18 protein-coding genes are annotated in these 19566 nt (G+C 58.9%); 7 read left to right on the forward strand and 11 right to left on the reverse strand.

Going from position 1 to position 19566, the window contains the following annotated elements:
• Positions 1 to 96: 96 nt before the first annotated feature.
• Both sucD and sucC read right to left on the reverse strand, forming a co-directional pair.
• Positions 97 to 972, reverse strand: coding sequence for a succinate--CoA ligase subunit alpha (gene sucD, locus G442_RS0117015; RefSeq protein ID WP_026398946.1), 876 nt, complete (start codon positions 970 to 972; stop codon positions 97 to 99).
• On the reverse strand, positions 972 to 2171 hold the full coding sequence (gene sucC / locus G442_RS0117020) for an ADP-forming succinate--CoA ligase subunit beta (protein ID WP_026398947.1): 1200 nt from the start codon (positions 2169 to 2171) through the stop codon (positions 972 to 974). Before sucC ends, sucD begins: the two co-directional genes overlap by 1 nt.
• Positions 2172 to 2574: 403 nt before the next feature.
• Between sucC and G442_RS0117025 the strand changes: the two genes are divergently transcribed.
• The gene (locus G442_RS0117025) at positions 2575 to 3363 is read left to right on the forward strand and encodes an inositol monophosphatase family protein (protein WP_026398948.1); all 789 of its coding nucleotides are present in this window, start codon (positions 2575 to 2577) and stop codon (positions 3361 to 3363) included.
• A gap of 11 nt (positions 3364 to 3374) precedes the next feature.
• Here G442_RS0117025 and G442_RS0117030 read toward each other — a convergent pair whose 3' ends face one another.
• From G442_RS0117030 to G442_RS0117055, 7 genes are all read right to left on the reverse strand, one after another.
• A complete protein-coding gene (locus G442_RS0117030) occupies positions 3375 to 3836 on the reverse strand; it encodes a MaoC family dehydratase (protein WP_026398949.1) in 462 nt (153 codons plus the stop codon).
• Between the two features lie 56 nt (positions 3837 to 3892).
• Positions 3893 to 4054 carry a hypothetical protein gene (locus G442_RS25330; protein ID WP_154660405.1) on the reverse strand — a complete coding sequence of 54 codons (162 nt, stop codon included), beginning with the start codon at positions 4052 to 4054 and terminating at the stop codon, positions 3893 to 3895.
• 145 nt (positions 4055 to 4199) lie between these two features.
• Positions 4200 to 4607, reverse strand: a complete 408-nt coding sequence (locus tag G442_RS0117035) for a MerR family transcriptional regulator (protein WP_026398950.1) — start codon at positions 4605 to 4607, stop codon at positions 4200 to 4202.
• 186 nt (positions 4608 to 4793) lie between these two features.
• Entirely contained in the window at positions 4794 to 5303 is a 510-nt protein-coding gene (locus G442_RS23055) for a PaaI family thioesterase (RefSeq protein ID WP_051292481.1), read from the reverse strand.
• Positions 5304 to 5385: 82 nt separating this feature from the next.
• A complete protein-coding gene (locus tag G442_RS0117045; RefSeq protein WP_026398951.1) occupies positions 5386 to 7179 on the reverse strand; it encodes an acyl-CoA dehydrogenase C-terminal domain-containing protein in 1794 nt (597 codons plus the stop codon).
• Positions 7180 to 7198: 19 nt separating this feature from the next.
• A complete protein-coding gene (locus tag G442_RS0117050) occupies positions 7199 to 9559 on the reverse strand; it encodes a 3-hydroxyacyl-CoA dehydrogenase/enoyl-CoA hydratase family protein (protein ID WP_084440677.1) in 2361 nt (786 codons plus the stop codon).
• Positions 9559 to 10695 (reverse strand): thiolase family protein, encoded by a 1137-nt coding sequence (locus G442_RS0117055; protein WP_026398953.1) that lies wholly within the window; start codon positions 10693 to 10695, stop codon positions 9559 to 9561. The genes G442_RS0117050 and G442_RS0117055 overlap by 1 nt, the downstream gene beginning before the upstream one ends.
• A 110-nt stretch (positions 10696 to 10805) precedes the next feature.
• Here G442_RS0117055 and G442_RS0117060 point away from each other — a divergent pair, with 110 nt between their 5' ends.
• From G442_RS0117060 to G442_RS0117080, 5 genes are all read left to right on the forward strand, one after another.
• On the forward strand, positions 10806 to 12320 hold the full coding sequence (locus G442_RS0117060; RefSeq protein WP_084440678.1) for an OmpP1/FadL family transporter: 1515 nt from the start codon (positions 10806 to 10808) through the stop codon (positions 12318 to 12320).
• A 184-nt stretch (positions 12321 to 12504) separates the two neighbouring features.
• On the forward strand, positions 12505 to 14157 hold the full coding sequence (locus tag G442_RS23060) for an AMP-binding protein (protein ID WP_035376853.1): 1653 nt from the start codon (positions 12505 to 12507) through the stop codon (positions 14155 to 14157).
• A gap of 114 nt (positions 14158 to 14271) precedes the next feature.
• A complete protein-coding gene (locus G442_RS0117070) occupies positions 14272 to 14928 on the forward strand; it encodes a YitT family protein (RefSeq protein ID WP_084440679.1) in 657 nt (218 codons plus the stop codon).
• A 120-nt stretch (positions 14929 to 15048) separates the two neighbouring features.
• Positions 15049 to 15627, forward strand: a complete 579-nt coding sequence (locus G442_RS0117075; protein WP_026398956.1) for a YqaA family protein — start codon at positions 15049 to 15051, stop codon at positions 15625 to 15627.
• Between the two features lie 52 nt (positions 15628 to 15679).
• Positions 15680 to 16324 (forward strand): cupin domain-containing protein, encoded by a 645-nt coding sequence (locus G442_RS0117080; protein ID WP_084440680.1) that lies wholly within the window; start codon positions 15680 to 15682, stop codon positions 16322 to 16324.
• 302 nt (positions 16325 to 16626) lie between these two features.
• On the opposite strand, the gene G442_RS23065 is transcribed toward G442_RS0117080, so the two are convergent.
• Positions 16627 to 17247, reverse strand: coding sequence for a TetR/AcrR family transcriptional regulator (locus G442_RS23065; RefSeq protein ID WP_051292482.1), 621 nt, complete (start codon positions 17245 to 17247; stop codon positions 16627 to 16629).
• 90 nt (positions 17248 to 17337) lie between these two features.
• Between G442_RS23065 and G442_RS23070 the strand changes: the two genes are divergently transcribed.
• Positions 17338 to 18531: an MFS transporter gene (locus G442_RS23070; RefSeq protein WP_035376856.1), complete on the forward strand. Its 1194-nt coding sequence runs from the start codon at positions 17338 to 17340 to the stop codon at positions 18529 to 18531.
• Positions 18532 to 19258: 727 nt separating this feature from the next.
• Here G442_RS23070 and G442_RS0117100 read toward each other — a convergent pair.
• Positions 19259 to 19566 (reverse strand): IS5/IS1182 family transposase (locus G442_RS0117100; RefSeq protein ID WP_026398959.1); only part of this gene is annotated, 308 nt, incomplete at its 5' end.

A 19566-nucleotide genomic window follows, 5' to 3' on the forward strand; every position in this document is an offset into this window, starting at 1 on the left:
GCGAAGCAACGTTCGCAGGCGCATGTCTTGAGAAAAATCCGAGAGCCCGCCGCCCATTAAGGTCAGCGCCGCCATCAGGCGGCGTTGGAGTCCGCTTCAGCCCTCGAGCAGAGACAACAACGTCCTGCCCATCTCGGCCGGGCTGGGTGCAATATGAATGCCCGCCGCGCGCATGGCCTCGATCTTCGCCTCGGCCGTTTCTTCACCACCGGAAATAACAGCCCCCGCATGCCCCATACGGCGGCCGGGCGGCGCCGTGATGCCTGCGACAAGACCCACGACCGGTTTTTTCGTTCGGCTGTCGCGCAAGAACTGCGCCGCTTCGATTTCGGAAACGCCGCCGATTTCCCCGATGATGATCATGGAGTCGGTTTCAGGGTCGGCGACGAAGCGTTCGAGAACGTCGATGAAATCCATGCCCTTGATCGGATCGCCACCAATGCCCACGCATGTGCTTTGCCCGAGCCCAAGATCGGAGGTCTGCGCAACCGCTTCGTAGGTCAGAGTCCCGGACCGCGAGACGATGCCAACGCCGCCGCGCCGATGAATCTGACCGGGCATGATGCCGATCTTGCACGCGTCTGGCGTGATGACACCGGGACAGTTCGGCCCGACCAGCAGACTTGTGGAACGGTCCAGCGCCTCCCGAACGCGCAGCATGTCCTGCACCGGAATGCCTTCGGTGATGCAGATGATCAAAGGTGTCTCGGCGGCGATCGCCTCAATAATTGCGTCGGCCGCGCCAGGCGGCGGAACGTAAATGACCGTGGCGTCCGCATGTGTCGCGGCGCGCGCCTGCTCCATCGTGTCAAATACCGGAAGGCCGAGATGCGTATCTCCGCCGCGGCCCGGCGTCACGCCGCCAACGACCTTCGTGCCATAGGCGATCGCCTGCTCGGAATGAAACGTTCCGTGCGCGCCTGTGAACCCCTGCACAAGAACTTTTGTGTCTTTATCGACGAGAATAGACATCAGGCTACCCTCCGGCTGCGGACGGCTGCTACAATCTTGCGGGCAGCGTCCCCCAGATCCTCAGCGACGATCGCGTCGAGACCGGATTCCTCGATCATCTTCAACCCCTCCTCGACCTTCGTGCCGGCCAGACGCACGACAAGCGGCGTTTTCAGCCCGACCTCCCGGCAGGCGGAAATCACAGCTTCCGCAATGATGTCGCAGCGCATGATGCCGCCAAAAATATTGACCAGAACGCCTTCGACGCTCGGATCGCCCAGCAGAATGCGGAACGCGGCGCCCACGCGCTCGCGCGAGGCGCCGCCGCCCACGTCCAGGAAATTGGCCGGAGATTCGCCTTCGGAATGGATGATGTCCATCGTCGCCATGGCAAGGCCCGCGCCGTTGACCATGCATCCGATCGTGCCTTCCAGACCCACGTATGAAAGACCAAACCGCGCAGCCTCCCGCTCGCGAGGATCTTCCTCATTCGGATCGCGGAGTTCCTCGATCTCCTTGTGACGGAACAGGCCGTTGTCGTCGAAGCCCATCTTGGCGTCGAGCGCGAGCAGCGTACCCTCCTTTGTGACGACAAGCGGATTGATCTCGACCAATGCGGCGTCAAGCGTGGTGAACGCGGTGTACGCCGCGCGCATGACCTGCGCGAACTCCCGAATCAGTTGCCCCTTGAGACCGATTTTCACCGCAATGTCCCGGGATTGGTAATCGCTGAGGCCAAGCGCGGGATCTATGGGAACCTTGTAAATGCGTTCGGGCGTCTTCTCGGCCACGTTTTCAATGCTCATGCCGCCAGCGTCAGACGCGACAACCGTGATGCGTCGCGCCACGCGATCTATGAGAAGCGACAGATAAAGTTCACGTTCGATGGCGCAGCCTGCCTCGACATACAGGCGACGAACAACGCGCCCGGCAGGACCGGTCTGTCGGGTGACGAGCGTGCGGTCGAGCATGTCGTAGGCCGCAGCCTTCGCCTCCTCCGGGGTTTTCACCAACCGAACGCCGCCACCGGAAGACTCTCCCAGAAAATGTCCGGCGCCGCGCCCGCCTGCATGGATTTGCGCCTTCACGACGAAGACGCTCCCCGGGAGCGTCTTGGCCGCATCTCGCGCTTCCCCCGGCGAATGCACGACCACCCCCAGCGGCACGTTCATTCCGTAATGCTTGAGAAGAGCCTTAGCCTGATACTCATGAATGTTCATTGCTTCATCCTGAGTCCCACCCGATCGCGGGGGGATGTCTTGTGGCCGTTATGCGGACTCCGCGTGTCCCCAGTTATCGTGGTTCAAACCTCGCCCGCCTCGGCTGTTGTTTATTTTCGCTCCGGCTTTGTAGCAAACGTTTGATTGGGAAATACGTTCAGCCCGCTCACCCGTTCGTAACAGTGAGTGTTCGACGCCAAAGGCGATCTGTCAAAACACGTTCGTCGTATCATCGGCGTCTCATACGCACACGCCTTGGCGTCAGAGAACTGCTCCTACGTCCTTGCACACAGGAACGTCGCCGCTCGACTACACCGAGCGCCAGCGGCATAACCGTCACCGGAACCATAACCAGCCGGTCCAGCCGGCCAGAAGAGGCCGGCTGGACCGGCTGGAACACAGCATGTCCGTCGCAATAGATCGCCGTCTTGAAGCTGCCCGCGCAGTGGTCGAGGACGCCTCTCGCCTGGCCCTCGCAATGCGCCCGCCGTCCGGCGGTCCCAGCGGCAGCCAAAAATCCGCCCAGGACTGGCTGACCGAAGCGGACGGCGCCGTGGAAGCATTCGTCGCTCGCCGCATGCAGGAACTGTTCCCTGAAGACGGGTTTCAAGGCGAGGAAGGTGGCAGCGTCAGGCAAGGAAGCTTGCGGTGGGTGATTGACCCCATCGACGGCACGTCGAATTTTGCGCGCGGCCGCAATCGCTGGTGCGTGTCGCTTGGGCTGCTGGACGGCGATCGCCCGGTGGCGGGAGTGATCAACGCCCCCGCGCTGGGCGAGATCTACACCGCGCGACTGGGCGGTGGCGCGTTCATGAACGGGAAGCCCATTCATGCTTCCCCCGTCACCGATACGCGTAGCGCGATGATCGAGATGGGATGGAGCAACCGCGTTCCGAAACCAGTTTTCATGGAAAAAATCGGGGCGATTCTCGATCTCGGCGCGATGCCGCGTTCGGGCGGGTCCGGAGCGCTTGCGCTGGCTGACGTCGCATGCGGGCGGCTGGACGGCTATATCGAGATTGTCATCAACCTGTGGGACGTCGCCGCAGCCCTGATCATCCTTGAGGAAGCGGGCGCCCGCGTTTCCCCATTCCTGCGGGAAGGCGGCTTGACCGGCGGGGCCACGATCCTCGCCGCAGCCCCGGGCGTGGCTGAAGCCCTGTCGCAGGCGACAGGAATTCCCCTCGCCTGAGCATCAGGCGTTCATTCGGGTTTTCTGAACGCCAGCACTTTTGTGATCTGGCGTTGGCGCGGCTCCCCTTCCTGCCCAAGCGTCAATGTCTCCACAGTCACCACCCCCTGCTCAGGGCGAGATCGAGACGGCGCAATCTCCAGGACACGGCACTCCACGCGCAGCCTGTCGCCCGGATACGTGGGGCGCGGCCATTGAATGTCGGTCGAAAGACCGATCAACCCTTTGTAAAATGGAAGGGTTTCAACCAGAAGGCGCATGGTGATTGCAGCGGTGTGCCATCCACTTGCGGCGAGTTTACCGAACATTGAGGCTTTGGCGGCTTCAAGGTCAGTATGGAATGGTTGCGGATCGAACTGCTGCGCAAAGGCTACAATCTGATTTGCGTCCATTTCGTATTCGCCGCTTCGAAACAGATCGCCCGTCTTGAGATCGTCAAGATACCATGGCCCCGAGGCATTATTTGGCTGCATGAGAATTTCCTCTCTTCAGAGGTAAGCAGATCACGATCAACAACCACCCGTACGCGTCACTGTAGCGGCGGATCTTTCAGAGGCTCCGGCTCTTCAGGCTCTTCGCGCGCCGGAGGTTCGTCCAATGCAGGCGGCGGCACAGGCGGGATGCGCCCGGGATGCGGAATTTCGGGACCGGTAGGTATCCCGCCCGACGATATGATGCCTGATCGCGTCATTCAAAAAACTCCCCTCATTGGGAGACCATTTTAGTAACCCAACGGCGTGCGCCGCGACGAGAGGCGCGATCCGCCTCCCTCCCCATGCCAGCGATGTGACTTTGGCGGTGCGAAGCGCAGATGTCCTGATGCGGACGCAATCATGTCACGCGGCGTCGACGGTAAAGGAATTCAGCAACGACTGCTGAATGTTTTCAAGGTCAGAAAGCGTAGCCGAAATCGCCGCACTCATGGCGTTGAGATCGCGCATCTTTTTCTGAATTTGCTTCAGAAGAAGCATTTTCTGCGCGCTGTGCTTGGGGTCCGCGTCGTACAGGTCAAGATACTGCTTGATGTCGCGCAGCGTGAAACCAAGCTGCTTTCCGCGAATGATCAGCTTCATCCGCGCCCGGTCACGGATTGAATACACGCGCGTCGTGCCCACGCGGGACGGCGAGATCAGGCCCTTGTCTTCGTAAAAACGCATGGAGCGTGGCGTAATCGCCAGTTCACGAGAAAGTTCGCTCACAGAATATAGCCGGTTTTCTTTCGGGTCTTCCGCATCGACGCTCATATCGCTCTGTCCCTTTCGTCTTGCTGTCGCACCGTGGGCGACAGGAGCCTTTTATGTACCACGAGTGTCGGCCATGACGCCGTATCGTTGCAAACTCGATGCAGTTTGACGGGCTGCACTCCCGGCTCCCGCCAGTGTCGGGCTTACTGAACTGGAACAGTCTGTCTGCCTGGCCCACCCATCAGATCACGACGCATTCGTCGACATCGGCGCTTTCAAAAACCCCCTCAACGCCTTTCCGGCGTCAATTCCATCAGGCTTCGGCGAACCTCGTTTGAACACCCCGCTCGCCCGCACGACCGGAGCCCCATTCACACGCGCCAGTCCCTGCACGAAAACGGCGTTGCGGGTCACACGCAGAACCTCCGCCCGGATTTCGACCCAGTCGTTCAATTCCGACGGCGCGAGATAATCGACAGTCAGAGACATAGTCGGCAAGATCGCAAGCTGAAAGTCGTTCCTGTACATCGCAGCCAGCGCAAGGTAACCGTCGCACACAGTCGCCAGCATACCGCCGTGACAGATTTTCGCGTGGTTGCAGTGGCGGGCCTCCACCCGAAAACCCGCGACGAGATGACCATCATCGTCCTTGATCGCGAATCCGCCGGTCAGAGCGTCAAAACCATCCGGGTTCAGGATTGGGATAGGAACGAACCCGGCGGGAAGCTCTGTGTGTTTGTTGTCCTGTGTCGTCATCAGGCAACTCCGTAAGATTGGTCTTCCGCAGCGTTCCCGGCGCTCGGCCAGACCGTCGCCGGGAACGTAGCACGCCCTGCAGTTAGAACAGGTCTTCAGGCAGCTCCATCAGCGACTTTTTGCCCGACTTGATCTTCAGATACAGCGCCGCGGACTCAGGCAGGATGCGATCATAAAAGAAGCGGGCGGAGCTCAGCTTCGCCGTGTAGAAGGCCTTATCCGGCCCCTCCGCCGCTCCAAGTTTGGACACGGCGATCGTCACCGTACGTGCCCAGAGGTAAGCGAGCGAGACAAGGCCCATCAGGCGCAGATAATCCGTCGCCGCAGCTCCTGCCTCCTCGGGGTCCGCCATGCCTTTCTGAGCGACGTGCGCGGTCGAAAGCTGCAACGCGCCAAGCGCGCGTTCCAGGCCCTCGATCATCTTGGAGAACAGCGGATGTTCTTTGTGTTCGGCGACGAAGTCCGCGATCGGATGGAACAGGCCCCGAAGACTCCTGCCCATGTGCGCCGGCAGCTTACGGCCGACGAGGTCGAGCGCCTGCACCCCGTTGGTGCCTTCGTAGATCATGGTGATCCGTGCGTCACGAGCGAACTGCTCCACGCCGTGATCATGGATGTAGCCATGACCGCCATAAGTCTGCACAGCGAGATTGGCGGATTCCGAGCCCATGTCAGTGAACATCGCCTTGACCACCGGCGTCAGCAGCGCGACGAAGTCTTCGGCGTCTCGACGCTGGGCTTTGTCTTCCGTGTGCTCAGCGATATCCAGGGCGTTCGCCACCCAGGTCCCAAGCGCCCGGCACCCTTCCGCATTGACGCGCATGGTCATCAGCATCCGGCGAACGTCCGGATGGACGATGATCGGGTCTGCCGCGAGCTTCGGATACTTGGGGCCGGAAAGCGCGCGCCCCTGCAGACGCTCCTTCGCATATGAAACTGCGCTCTGGTAGGAAACTTCAGTTATGCCCAGACCCTGAATGCCGACGCCGAGACGCTCGGCGTTCATCATCGCGAACATGGCCTGCATGCCTTTGTGAGGCGCGCCGACCAGCCAGCCTTTGGCTTCGTCAAAACTGATCTGACAAGTCGCGGAGCCCTTGATGCCCATCTTGTGCTCAAGCGCGGTGCAGACCACGGGATTGCGTGCGCCGAGACTGCCGTCCTCATTGGGAAGAAATTTCGGAACGAGAAACAGGCTGATGCCCTTGATGCCTTCAGGCGCATCGGGAAGCCGCGCCAGTACCAGATGAATGATATTCTCCGTCAGGTCATGCTCGCCCGCGGAGATGAATATCTTCGAGCCCGTGACCGCGTAGGAGTCGTCGCCTTGTGGAACGGCTTTTGTGCGCACAAGACCAAGATCAGTGCCGCACTGCGCCTCGGTCAGGCACATGCTCGCCGACCAGGTGCCGTCGATCATCTTCGGCAGATAGAAGGATTTCAGCTCATCCGAGCCGTATTTGCGCAGCGCCGTCATCGCGCCCGCCGTCAGGCCCGGATAGAGACCGAACGACAGGTTCGTCGAACAGATCATCTCGGAGATGAGCATGCCGACGCTTTCCGGCAGACCCTGCCCGCCGTATTCCGGCGGCGCCGAGACGGACGACCAGCCGCCGTCACAGAACTGCTTGTAGGCCTCCTTGAAACCCGTCGGCGTGTGCACCACGCCGTTTTCGAGCCTGCATCCCTCTGTATCGCCTACCGGATTAAGCGGCAGCAACACGCGGGTGGTGAATTTCGCCGCTTCTTCAAGCACCGTCTCGACCAGATCGGCGTCGACGCCGGAAAACGCCGGGATGCTGGTCAACTTGGAGAAATCATGAAGTTCGTTCAGGACGAACTTCATGTCGCGGAGGGGGGCGTTATATGTCTGCATTTTCTTGTATCCCCGTCGCTCAGTTTCTCAAGGGCTTGCCGGTTTCGAGCATATGCTCGATGCGGTCCAGCGTGCCCGTGTTATGCAGCAGGCTCATGAAGCCCTTCCGCTCCAGCTCCAGCATTTGCTCTTCGGTGACGATCTCCGTCGTGTCGTGCTCGCCACCCGTCAGAATGTTCGCAAGCTCGCCAGCTACGGTGATGTCATATGGCGTTGCGACGCCCTGCGAGGCCATGCCCGCGACCGCCATGTCGAACGCTGTGCGTCCCGCAGCGCCTGCGACGCGAAATTCGGGCTTCTCGGGCGCGACGTAACCATCGACCAGAGAAAGCGCGCGAGCTTTCGCGTCCGCCAGAACACGATCGCGATTCATCGTAACGCCATCCGCCTTGCGAAGAATATGCATGCGCCTGGCTTCAGCGGCAGATTTCGAGACTCTCGCAACAGCGATCATCTCAAACGCGCCGCGAGGCGCCGGCATCGGCCCGCGAGGCGTTTTCGGATCTGCCTGATTACGCAGGAGCATCTCCCCGCAACCGCCCCACCCGGGGATCAAACCTACGCCGCATTCGACGAGGCCCGTATAAAGTTCGGCGTGCGCCTGAATCGCGTCGCAATGCAGAATGATCTCGCATCCACCGCCAAGCGCCAGGCCGGCCGGAGCGGCGACGACCGGGAAAGGCGCGTATTTCAACGCCTTGAGGGTGCTTTGCCCTTTGTCGATGAGTTTCTGGATTTCGCCCCATGCCGCCATGTTGACCGCGAAAAGCGCCAGTCCGAGGTTTGCGCCCGCCGAAAAATTGGAGGCGTCCGTATACAGAACCATCGCCTTGAAGTTGGTCTTCACATGATCGATGGATTTCTCCAGAAGTCCCAGAACGCCGTCGTCAAACGTGTTCATCTTCGTGGTGATCTCGAAACATGCGACACCGTCGCCGATGTCCCACAAGGACGCCGACTTGTTGGAAAGAACGGCCTTTCCTTTCTTGCGGATATCGGAAAGCAGCAGCACCCCCTCCGGTTTTTCAACCGGATGATATGCGCCATCAACACCGAAGGCCTGCGTGACGCCGTCACGCTCTTCGTAGAATTTTCCCGAACCGACGGCTTCAACAAGCGCCGGGACCGGGATATCCAGCTGCTTGAGCAGCGCAGCGAACTTTGCCGGTCCAATCTGATCGATCAGGGCGAACGGCCCAACTTTCCAGTTGAAGCCCAGCGTCATGGCCGCGTCCACGCCAGCGATATCGTCCGAAATTTCCGGCACGAGCGAGGCGGCATAGGCCAGGGTCTCCCCCATCACGACACGGGCGTATGCGCCAAACTTATCGGGAGAGGTCAACAGATCCGCAGCGGTCTTCGCGGAGGGCGGAAGAGAGAACCGCTCCGAGCGGGCGTATTCGCCGGTTTTGAGGTTGATGGATTCCTTCGTCTTGCCACCGCCTTCGCGGTTGATGCGATAGAAACCGCCCTTCCCTTTCCGTCCGGTGTAGCCGTCGGCGATCATTTTCGCGATCAGCGGCAGATCGTCCGCCTTGCTGATATAACGATCTCCGGCGGGAAGCGTGGCCTTCATGCTGGCGTTGATATGCGGCATCAGGTCAACGCCAACTAAGTCGATCAGGCCAAAAACGCCGGTCTTCGGAATGCCGAACGGCCGTCCGATAATCGCGTCGACCTGCTCTACGCTGACGCCCATTTCAATCGCGGCGCGGACCGCCACCAGCATCCAGAACGTGCCGATGCGGTTGGCGATGAAGCCGGGAGTGTCCTTCGCCTTCACAACGGTCTTGCCGAGCTGCCGGTCGCAGAAATCTCCCAGATTCTCGATATGGTCCGGATTGGTCGCCTCCCCGCCGACAATCTCCAGAAGCCTCATGTAACGTGGAGGATTGAAGAAATGGGTGATCAGAAAGTCGCGTTTGAAGCTGTCGGGCAGCCCCTCCGTCAGGTCCTTCAGCGGAATGGTCGACGTGTTGGAGCTTACCGGCGCACCGGGCTTACGCACCGCCTCGAGCTTGCGGTACAGATCCTGCTTGAGGTCCGCCCGTTCGATAATGGCCTCGACAATCCAGTCGCAGGATGCAACGGCCTCGATATCGTCTTCGACGTTACCCGGCTGGATCAGTTTCGCCGCCGCCGGGTCCATGAACGGCGCCGGCTCGGTCTTGAGCATCTTCGCGATGGCGCCCTTCGCCAGGCTGCTGCGGTCATCGCCGACCGCGCGGTCCAGCAGCAACACAGGAACGCCTGCATTGGCGATATGGGCCGCGATGCTGGCCCCCATGACCCCCGCGCCGACCACGCAAACGCGTGAGAGGCCGGAAGCGTCCCCCAGAGTCGCCTCTGGTCTGTCTGTCGATTTGAGGGTCTGGCTCATCAGATCCGCTCCATGATCGTGGCGATGCCCTGACCACCGCCGATGCACTGTGTCGCAAGAGCATACCGGGCGTTCTCACGCTGCAGCAGCTGCGCCGCCTTGCCGACGATGCGTGCGCCTGTAGCGCCAAGGGGATGGCCCAGCGCAATTGCGCCGCCGTCGATGTTGATGATGTCTTCCTTGAGGCCTAGATCGCGGATGCACGCCAGAGACTGGCTGGCGAAGGCCTCGTTAAGCTCGACCACCCCCAGATCCTCAACGCTGATCCCCGCCCGCGCCAGAGCCTTGCGGGTCGCCTGAACCGGTCCAATCCCCATGATTTCGGGCTCGCAGCCCGAAACGGCGATCGAACGTATCCGGGCCATCTTCTTCAGCCCCTTCTCGTCTGCATATTTTTCCGAGCACACCAGAACCGCACTTGCGCCGTCGGTCAGTGGCGAAGACGTGCCTGCCGTGACGGTGCCTTTCTGATCGAAAGCCAGCTTCAGCCCGGCGAGTCCCTCGGCAGTCGTGTCAGGACGCGGACAACCGTCTTTGGCGACGGTCCCGTTGGGCGTCAAAATCGGCACGATCTCATCAGACAGACGCCCGGCTTCTATAGCCTCACGCGCTTTCCGCTGGCTGCGCAGGGCGAACGCTTCCTGCTGTTCGCGGCTTATTTCGTATTTTTTTGCGACATTCTCGGCGGTTATGCCCATGTCCATGTACACGCCGGGCCGACGTTTATAGAGCGCAGGGTTGGGCATGGGGTTGTATCCGCCCATTGGGACACGGGTCATGCTTTCGACGCCGGCGCAGATGAAGGCGTCACCGGCGCCCAGGCTAATGGCGCCCGCCGCATTATGTACGGATTGCATGGAGGATCCACAGAAGCGGTTGACCGTTACTCCTCCAACCGAGATCGGCAGATCTGCGATCAGACCGACGATACGGCCCAGATTGATGCCCTGTTCACCTTCGGGAAACGCGCAGCCAAGTATGAGATCTTCTATGTCGCCTGGCGTTACGCCCGTTCTTTCCAGAAGTCCTTGCACGACCTGCGCAGCAAGGTCGTCGGGGCGTGTCCGCGTGAGTTCGCCCTTGCGCGCCAGATGGAACGGCGACCTCACATACCCTGCGATCACGACTGAATTCATGTCTGCGACTCCCTTGCGTCCGATGTCATCACGGCGTTGCGCTTATTGGTTAGGGTGATGACGTAAACGTCAACCTACATACGCATAACACAAAGATTGGTTTTGAATATATGGAAAAAATCACGGCACACGATTCGTTGATTTGCACAGGAAACCGCACTTTCCCCGAAATAATTCTCTTTTTAGTGAATAACAGATGTTCGTTTGAACGGCATTGTAGGGTTGCGCGTTATGTGAATGGAGACCATAGTGATTCCGCAAACGTCACCCATGAGAAGGTGAGAATCGCTCCAGGCGCGTCAAAGACAGAGGCGCCCGGAGGGAGGGGCAAAAAAATGAAACACCTGACCACCACGGCGGCGGCTGGCGCTGCCGCCACATTTATTTTGGCGGCGCCCGCTTACGCTTCCGGCTTCGCGCTCAGAGAGACGGACGCAATTTCGCTGGGCAACGCATATGTCGGCGGGGTGAGTCGCGCCTCCGACGCCGCCACCGTTGTTCTTAACCCGGCAGGCATGTCTCTTCTGGAGTCGAGCGAACTGTTCGGCAACGTCTTTTACGTCGGACCATCGGCTCGATTTTCGGGCCAAAATTACCTGGCGCCGGGCGTCAGAACCTCCGGCAATCAGGGCGGAAGAAACGTTAACAGCGCGGCTACGGCCAGCAGCTACGGGGTCTGGAAAGTCAACAAAAGGCTTGCTTTGGGTTATAGTTTTGGCACGCCATTCGGCCTCCGTATGGACTATCCCCAAAATTGGGTGGGCCGGTACCAGAGTTTGGTCACCACAATTACCGATTACGAGTTATCTTTGGCGGCGTCCTACCGCGTGACCAACAAGCTCTCCATTGGGTTAGGTCCGCGTTTCGACTTCCTGAGCGGGCGTTTTACACAGGCTGCGAATCTGGGAGCGCTGAACCAATACGGGACGACCACGGCCGACCTCTCGGGCAACGGGTTCGGCTTCGGCTATAATGCCGGCTTGATGTACAAGTTTGATGACAAGACACAGATCGGCATCACATACCGCTCCAGAATCTCAATTCCCGTAGCAATAAAAACAAAATTTGCTCCCCCCTGGTCTCTCGCCGCCAATCCTTTTGTACAGGGGCTTCTGGCCTCGGAAAGCGGACACGGGAAGATGCAGGTGACTTTACCAGACTCGGTCGCCTTTGGCTTTACACGTCGCGTCACGCCCAGGCTGACCGTAATGCTGCAGGGAGAGTGGACGCACTGGTCACTGTTGCAGCAGTTGAACGCCATTTCCGATCATGGCGGCTTGAATACGACCATACCGGTTAACTGGCACAATACATGGTTTGGCGGCGTCGCAGTCAATTATGCGCTCCGCAAAAACGTGCTTCTCCGGTCTGGCTTCAGCTATGATCAGTCGCCGGTCAATTCCAGAAATCGTCTGACGCGGGCGCCGGATTCCAGTCGTTTCACACTATCGGCCGGCGTCGAATACAGCCCGATCAAGATGGTGTCGCTGGATTTATCCTACGCTCACCTGTTCACTCCTCGCGGCTCTATAAACAACGACGCAGGCAATAACGCTGGCCAGTTGATTGGCCAATACTCCGGGCACGGCAATGTCGTCGGCTTTGGCATGAGAACACATTTTTAAATCTGCCGCCCCGCCAAATCGGCCCGCCTCCCGCTGGAGGCGGACTTTGATCGCCTCAGAAGAATGTCTGGCCTGACAGATCGCCAGACCGAACCGTCGACCGGAGCGTTTCGGTCGAAAAGAATTGGGAAATCCCGCCATGGGCGCAGTCATGGAACAGGATCAGGAAACAAGGAACCAGACCATGACCGGATTGAGCGATGGCTCTCTCTTCGACATGCTTGAAGCGACCGTCAAACGCTCGCCCAACGTGGTCGCCGTCGACTTCATGGGCAAGACCTGCACCTATCGCGAGCTTCTTGATGCGGTGGAGAGCGCCGCTACGGGGCTTTACGCGCTGGGCGTGCGCAAAGGTGATCGCGTAGGGCTGTGCCTGCCCAACACCCCGTACAGCGTGAAACTGTTCTTCGCTATCCAGCGTCTCGGCGCCATCGCCGTCAACATCAATCCGCTCTACGTGGAGCATGAAATCAAGCAGGTGCTCGGAACATCCGGCGTTAAGGTGCTGGTTGTGACAGATCTTGCTCTTGTGGCGAAGAGCGCTATTGCTGCGGCCAAAGCATCGAACGTCGAACGGATCGTCGTCTGCCCCTTCGCCGACGTGTTGCCCTGGATGAAATCGGTATTGTTCCGTGCGTTGAAATCAAAAGAATTACTTCATTTGACGCCGGATAAGCGGTTAATTCGCTACAATGATTTGATTGCTGACAAACATCGCGCCCCATCGGTGAAGATTGAGGCAGCGCACGATGTCGCCGTGTTTCAGTTCACTGGAGGGACCACCGGCGTCCCCAAGGCAGCGATGCTGACTCACGCCAATCTCCTCTCCAACCTGAAGCAGATTGATCACCATATCGCTGCGACAGTCACAGGGCAGCAGGTCATTTTGGGCGTACTGCCGCTATTCCATGTATTCGCGTTGATGACCGTCATGCTTCTTGGTGTGGAGCGGGGCGCGACAATGGTTCTTCTGCCACGCTTCGACGCGAAGACCACGCTGGACACCCTGCTTCGCACGAAAACAACCCTCCTCCCCGCCGTCCCGACGATCCTGACCGCCCTGCTGCGGGAAAAAGAAATTAATAAGGAATGTTTTTCGAAAATTGTCGCCGTCATATCCGGTGGCGCGCCATTGCCAAGCGCGCTGCGACGTCAGTTTGAGGAGATGGCGAACTGCCCCGTGATCGAAGGTTATGGTCTGAGTGAAACGTCGCCGGTCCTCACTTTCAATCCTCTGAACGCTGTACGTGACGGTTCTTGTGGGACGGCTGTAGAAGGCACGGAAATCGAAATACGAAATATCGATCCTCCTCATGAGCGACTGCCCCTCGGTCAACCCGGCGAGGTTTGCGTGCGCGGCCCTCAGGTGATGCTTGGCTACTGGGGCGTCGACAGCCGTGAAAATCCTTTCACTGAGGACGGATTCTTCAAAACCGGCGACGTCGGTTACCTTGATCGCGACGGCTATCTGTTTCTCGTGGATCGGTTGAAGGACATCATCTTGTGCGGCGGCTACAATGTCTATCCTCACGTCATCGAGGAAGCGCTGTATCGCCATCCTGCCGTGTTGGAAACTATCGTTCTCGGGGTTCCTGACAGCTATCGCGGACAGGCGCCGAAGGCGTTCGTAACTGTTCGGGAGGGGTTCACCGTCACGGAAAAGGAACTTCTCGACCACGTATCGCAATACGTCTCCAAGATTGAGCGTCCGCGCGAGATCGCTTTCCGTGATTCGCTGCCCAAAACATTGATCGGCAAGTTGTCCAAGAAAGACCTGATCATTCAGGAGAATCTGCAGGCGCAGCAACCGGACGCCGCTGCCAGAAAAGTATCCTGATCGGCTACGTCACCCGCGGGGCCGATCTCAGCCCCCCTTTCGAGTTCCTGATCAATTGGCTAGGAGGATGCAAGACGGCTTGATCGTTGCGGCCGCTCGATATGGAACCGATCGATGCCCGACCGCCCGCCCTCCGATACGCCCCCTACGATCACGCAGGATCCGGCGGTCCTTCTTCCCTTGCGGCACACGCTTGCTGAAGACGTGTATGCGCTTCTGATCGGTACGTCGCTGATCGCTCTTGGCCTGCTATGCCTGCATCAGGCCGGGCTCGTTACCGGAGGCGTCGCCGGCGTAGCGCTTCTGATCTCCTATCTCGCGCCGTTGTCGCCCGGCGAGCTTTTTACGCTCATAAATATCCCGTTCATCCTCTTTGCCGTCCGCGCCATGGGCGTGCCGTTCGCCTTGAAAACCGCGATCGTCTCCTGCTCGATTACGGTGATCGCATTTGGTTTCACCAAAGTAATCGGCCTCAGCTTCATTCAACCGCTCTTCGCCGCATCCTTCGGGGGCACCATGCTGGGCATGGGCGTACTGTCGCTTGCGCGCCATCAGGCAGGCGTCGGCGGAACAGGCGTCGTAACGCTTTGGCTCCAGAAAACACGCGGGCTGAATGCCGGTCGGTCACAACTCACACTCGATGCGATCATCCTGCTTTGTTCGCTGCTGGTTCTGCCAGCAGAGCGCGTCCTCCTCTCAGCGGTAAGCGCCGTGGCGCTCAGCGTCGTTCTCATCGCCTTTCACCGTCCCGGTCGTTACATCGGCTATTGAGTCCCCTTGCGGCGACCGCGGCTCCAATGGCATTGACTGCGCGTAAGATGTGCGGCGGCATGAGTCTGGCGGCCGCGAGAACGTCACCGCAGCCCTGACGAGTGAAGGAACGACGCCGTAATGCTCGATCGTCTTTACGCCAGAGTACGCAGCCACGCGGCTGGTCCGCAGGCGCCATTCTGGCTCGGCGCCCTCGCCTTCTCTGAAGCCAGCTTTTTCCCGCTCCCGCCGGAGACACTGCTTATCCCGATGGTGATCGCCAACCGCAGCCGGGCGTGGCTGTTCGCGGCGATCGCCACTGTCGCCAGCGTCATCGGCGGGCTGCTTGGCTGGTATATCGGCGCGGTCCTGCTCGATCATGTGGCGAAGCCAATCGTTCATTTCTACCACGCCGAGGCTACACTCGCCGCGCTGCAAGAGAAATTCAGGCAATGGGGCGTCTGGATTATTCTCATCAAAGGTCTGACGCCGGTTCCTTACAAATTCGTCACTATCGCCAGCGGCGCAGCACATTTTCCAATTGCGCCATTTGTTCTGGCCAGCCTTGTGACGCGCGGCGTGCGTTTCTTCCTCGTCGCCGCCCTTCTCCGCCGTTATGGCGCGCCGATCGAGGCGTTCATTGAAAAGCGGCTGCCGCTTGTCGCGGGCACGTTCGCCGTCCTGCTTGTGGGCGGAGCGTTGGCTCTAAGGTATCTCTGAGCGCGTCGAGAGAAGTCAGCGCGAACGCAAAAACACTTTCAGGAGGCGACCGATGCGCTATGACCTCAAGAGTCGACTTCGGGTTCTCGCTTCCCACCTGCGCTCGCGTGCTGCCCACGTCCTGAGAGTTGCGATTATCATCTCATCTGCGGTCAGCGTTTCAGGACCTGCGCATGCCGGTCAGACTTCGCTCCCGCCTGACGCCGCAGCGGTTATCGAGCGTGAAAAAATGAGTCCCATTCCCGTTGAAGGCGGATGGTATGTCCAGTCGTGGCTTTCGCCCGATATCATCACGGGCTCAGCGCTCCCCGCGCGCTATTCGGGACGCGCCCATCCAGCAGGAACCGCAATCGAAGTTGTCGAAACGACGCGTGGTTTCTCGGCGCTGCACAGACTGCCTACCGACGAAATCTGGCATTTCTACGGAGGAGCGCCAATTGAGTTTCTACTGCTTTTCCCCGACGGGTCGATAAAGAGGCCCATGCTGGATTCAGCGCATCCGACGCTGACAGTCCCGGGCGGCGTGTGGCAAGGCTCCCGGCCTCATGGCGACGGACAGGCATGGAGCTTCGCCGGCACAACGATGGCGCCGGGCTTCATTCCGGCCGACTTTGAAATCGGCAGTCGCAGAAACCTGGAAAAGCTATATCCAACAGCGAGGAACGAGATCGATCATCTGACCAGAACGGGTCGCTGAAACGCAATCCGGCAGAGCCTTCGACGCGAGATCAATGCCTTAATGCTTAAAAAAAATACCAAAATAATTAAAAATATTCTTTATATACCTTAAGAAATCTCACCAATTACCCTCCGAAGCAGCGAATGCACGACTTACAGCGCGGGGCGCAACCACCTCTTGTAAAATTCTGCATAGACGCGGCATACGTCGAACAAAAATCGTCAATTTATCAACGCAGTTTAACTATAGTAACAATATACATAAATAACATTTAATAATTCTAAAATTAATAAAATAATCATCCATCAAAAAACATATAATTACTTTCTTGGGACGGACTGTTGGCCGCGACCAGGACCGCTTGCGTTCGACAAATGCTGCTCGACAAATGCTACCGCCGCATCGCGCGCCAATGTAGAAGCCAACGGAGCATCCGTGAAAATCATGCGAGTCAGAAGCGGCGCCACCACAGCGTCAATCACCGCCTCGACGTCAAAATTCACAGGCTCACTTGAAGCATCACAAATCAGTGCAATCGACGGCCGCACCGCATCAAGCAGCGGACACGCTTTCTGCATTCCGTCCCAACCTCGCAATACGTCGCGCACCATCGCCCGGCCAGGTGTGGAGTCCATTTCATCCTGATACATCTCCGCCCAAGCTGGCAGATCGTCCGATAGACGCCCACATGGTTTCAGCGGACAGTCTGTGCGCAAATTCCGTTGGGCTACGTCGCTTATCAACGTCGCGATATCGCTCCACCGGCGGTAGATCGTGGAGGGCGTAACTCCTGCGCGCGCCGCTACTTGCGGAACGGTTAACCCCTCTCGACCGAATTCCTCGATCAGCGCTACCACCGCCGCGTGCACAGCCTCTTGCACCCTCAGACTACGACCACCGGGACGCGGTCCCGACCTTGAGGTGTTACGAATTTCAGACATTGCCCCCTCCCTAACGCAAAATATTTGCTTTAATCGATTTATCTCGCTATCAGCTTAACGCACAATTTTTGCCTTAGATAGGAGCACATGATGCCTCCTCCAATCCGAACCAAAATCTTATGGATCTACAGCGTTATCCTGTTTCTCTTCCTGGGCGCCTCGGCAGCGATCACACCGCTCTATCCGCTGTATCATGAGCAGTGGCAGGCCACTTTGCCAATGCTGCAGGCCGCCTTCGCGGTTTACGCACTCACGTTGCTGCTCGCACTGCTCTGCTTCGGCTCCCTATCGGATCATCTCGGACGTCGCCCCGTCGTCTGGCTCGCAATCGCGATTGAAATCAGTGCTATGCTGCAGTTTTCGATCGCAGGAAGCATTGCCGAAGTTATCCGCGGACGCGCCCTACAGGGCCTTGCAACCGGAATCGCGACCAGCGCGCTGAGCGCTGGACTTCAGGATGCACATCGCGAACGTGGCGGATTGATAAGCGGCATGATCCCAATGGGCTCAATGGCCGCCTTGGCTCTGGGGTCGGCGCTTCTTGCAAAATTTGCTCCTCAGCCGCTGCATTTTGTATTCTACATTCTGACAGCGGCAATGATCATCGCCGCCTGCCTGCTTTTCATCGTCCCCGAGACCGTCTCGCGCATACCCGGTGCACTCGTATCCCTCTGGCCGCGAGTCCACGTCCCTCATGCTGCGCGCGCGGCAATGTGGCGGATCGCTCCCGCCAGCGTAGCCGTATGGGCTTTGGCTGGTCTGCTGCTCTCGCTCGGTCCGACGATTGCACGTATCGCCAATCACGATAGCGGCGGCGCTTTACTCGGCGGCTCCGTCGTCGCCGTCGTGATGACATCCGCTCTGGTTGCAATGGTGGCGCATCTAACCGGTTCCGGAGTGTCCCTGCTACGTAGAGGAGCCGTCGCTGTGCTCGCAGGACTCCCGCTGGTGTTGATCAGTCTGCACGTCGTCAGTTCGCCTGTTTTTCTTCTGGGGGCTTCCATAGCTGGCGCGGGGCTTGGCCTGACTGTTCAGGGCTCGTTGCGCATCATCGTGCCACTCGCGGAGTCACATGAACGCGCAGGGCTGGCCGCTGGCTATTTCGTCATGAGCTACCTCGCTTTCAGCGCGCCTGCCTTCGCCGCCGGCTTCGCAGTGAACGTGATAGGCCTACGTGAAACGACCGATATTTATGTCGTCATCCTTCTGATCCTGACGACACTGACCCTGCGCTCCCTGAACCAACATGGGACCGCTACCGTCCGCCCTGCTCGTTCACATTGATCGAGAGGAATCCGTTCAAAAAACCTATCACAGCGACGTGTCACCGAGTTCGCCAAGACCGCGGCTTGGCTGCGCGGCTCGAAACATGCCAAGCCCCACCTGACGAAATTGGTGAAAATCTGTTTTGGCTCCGAACTGATAAGTTCGCCGCGTCTGCAAAAGCCCTTTGTGAGGCAAAGTCAGAGCTCCAGCTCTTTCCTCCATGAGGACAGCGACACATTGCTGCATCAGCTCTGTGAGTATACGCTTTTTATCTCACCACGAACGCACGCACCGCAAACTGATGCGCCACCGTCCGAGCATCAACGCATTGGAACGCAAATTTCCTAGAGTCGAAAACTCTGCGAACACATGCAGCAAATGTGGCGCGTCAATGGGGTCTACAGTTCCCTTCGCTTGCACGTCGACTTATAATACGAAAGCAAATCTTTGACTCTGTGCAAGCTACGGCGACGCTCATAGCCCATGGCGAAATTCACTCATTTGATCGCACCACTCCCATTCATGCCCGCCGCAATCCAGACGACTCAACACACGACGGTAGAAACCGAAGGTTACGTTCGGGGTCAGAACTCGCATCAATGCGATTCAGGGAAAACCCCTCCACAACGGCTCAGCCTATCTCACACCATCACCGCCTCGCACCAAAGAAGCATCTCTCTCGGTCTGCCGACGGAAACGCCGATCACCAAGCGGCTCCTTTTTTCGGTGGTCCATTTATGGCCTGTTAGGTCTTGAGATGATCTGCTGTTGCAGCGATGCAGATGACAGCCATGAAGGACGTAGCGGTTTTCTCATACCGCGTGGCGACTGCTCTCCACTCCTTGAGGCGTGCCCACAGGTTTTCCACCAGATGTCGGTGCCGATAGGCCCATTTCGGGCAGGCTACTTGCGGTTCGTTGCGTTTTGTCGGGATGACCGGGCGTGAACCCCTGTCCCATAAGGCCTCTCGAAACTGGTTCGAGGCATAGCCCCGATCGCAGACGACGTAGCGCGGGGCGTGCGGCAATGCGTCAAGGAGGGCCATGGCCGAGG

This window comes from Acetobacter nitrogenifigens DSM 23921 = NBRC 105050 (genome assembly GCF_000429165.1).
GTDB classification, from domain to species: domain Bacteria; phylum Pseudomonadota; class Alphaproteobacteria; order Acetobacterales; family Acetobacteraceae; genus Acetobacter; species Acetobacter nitrogenifigens.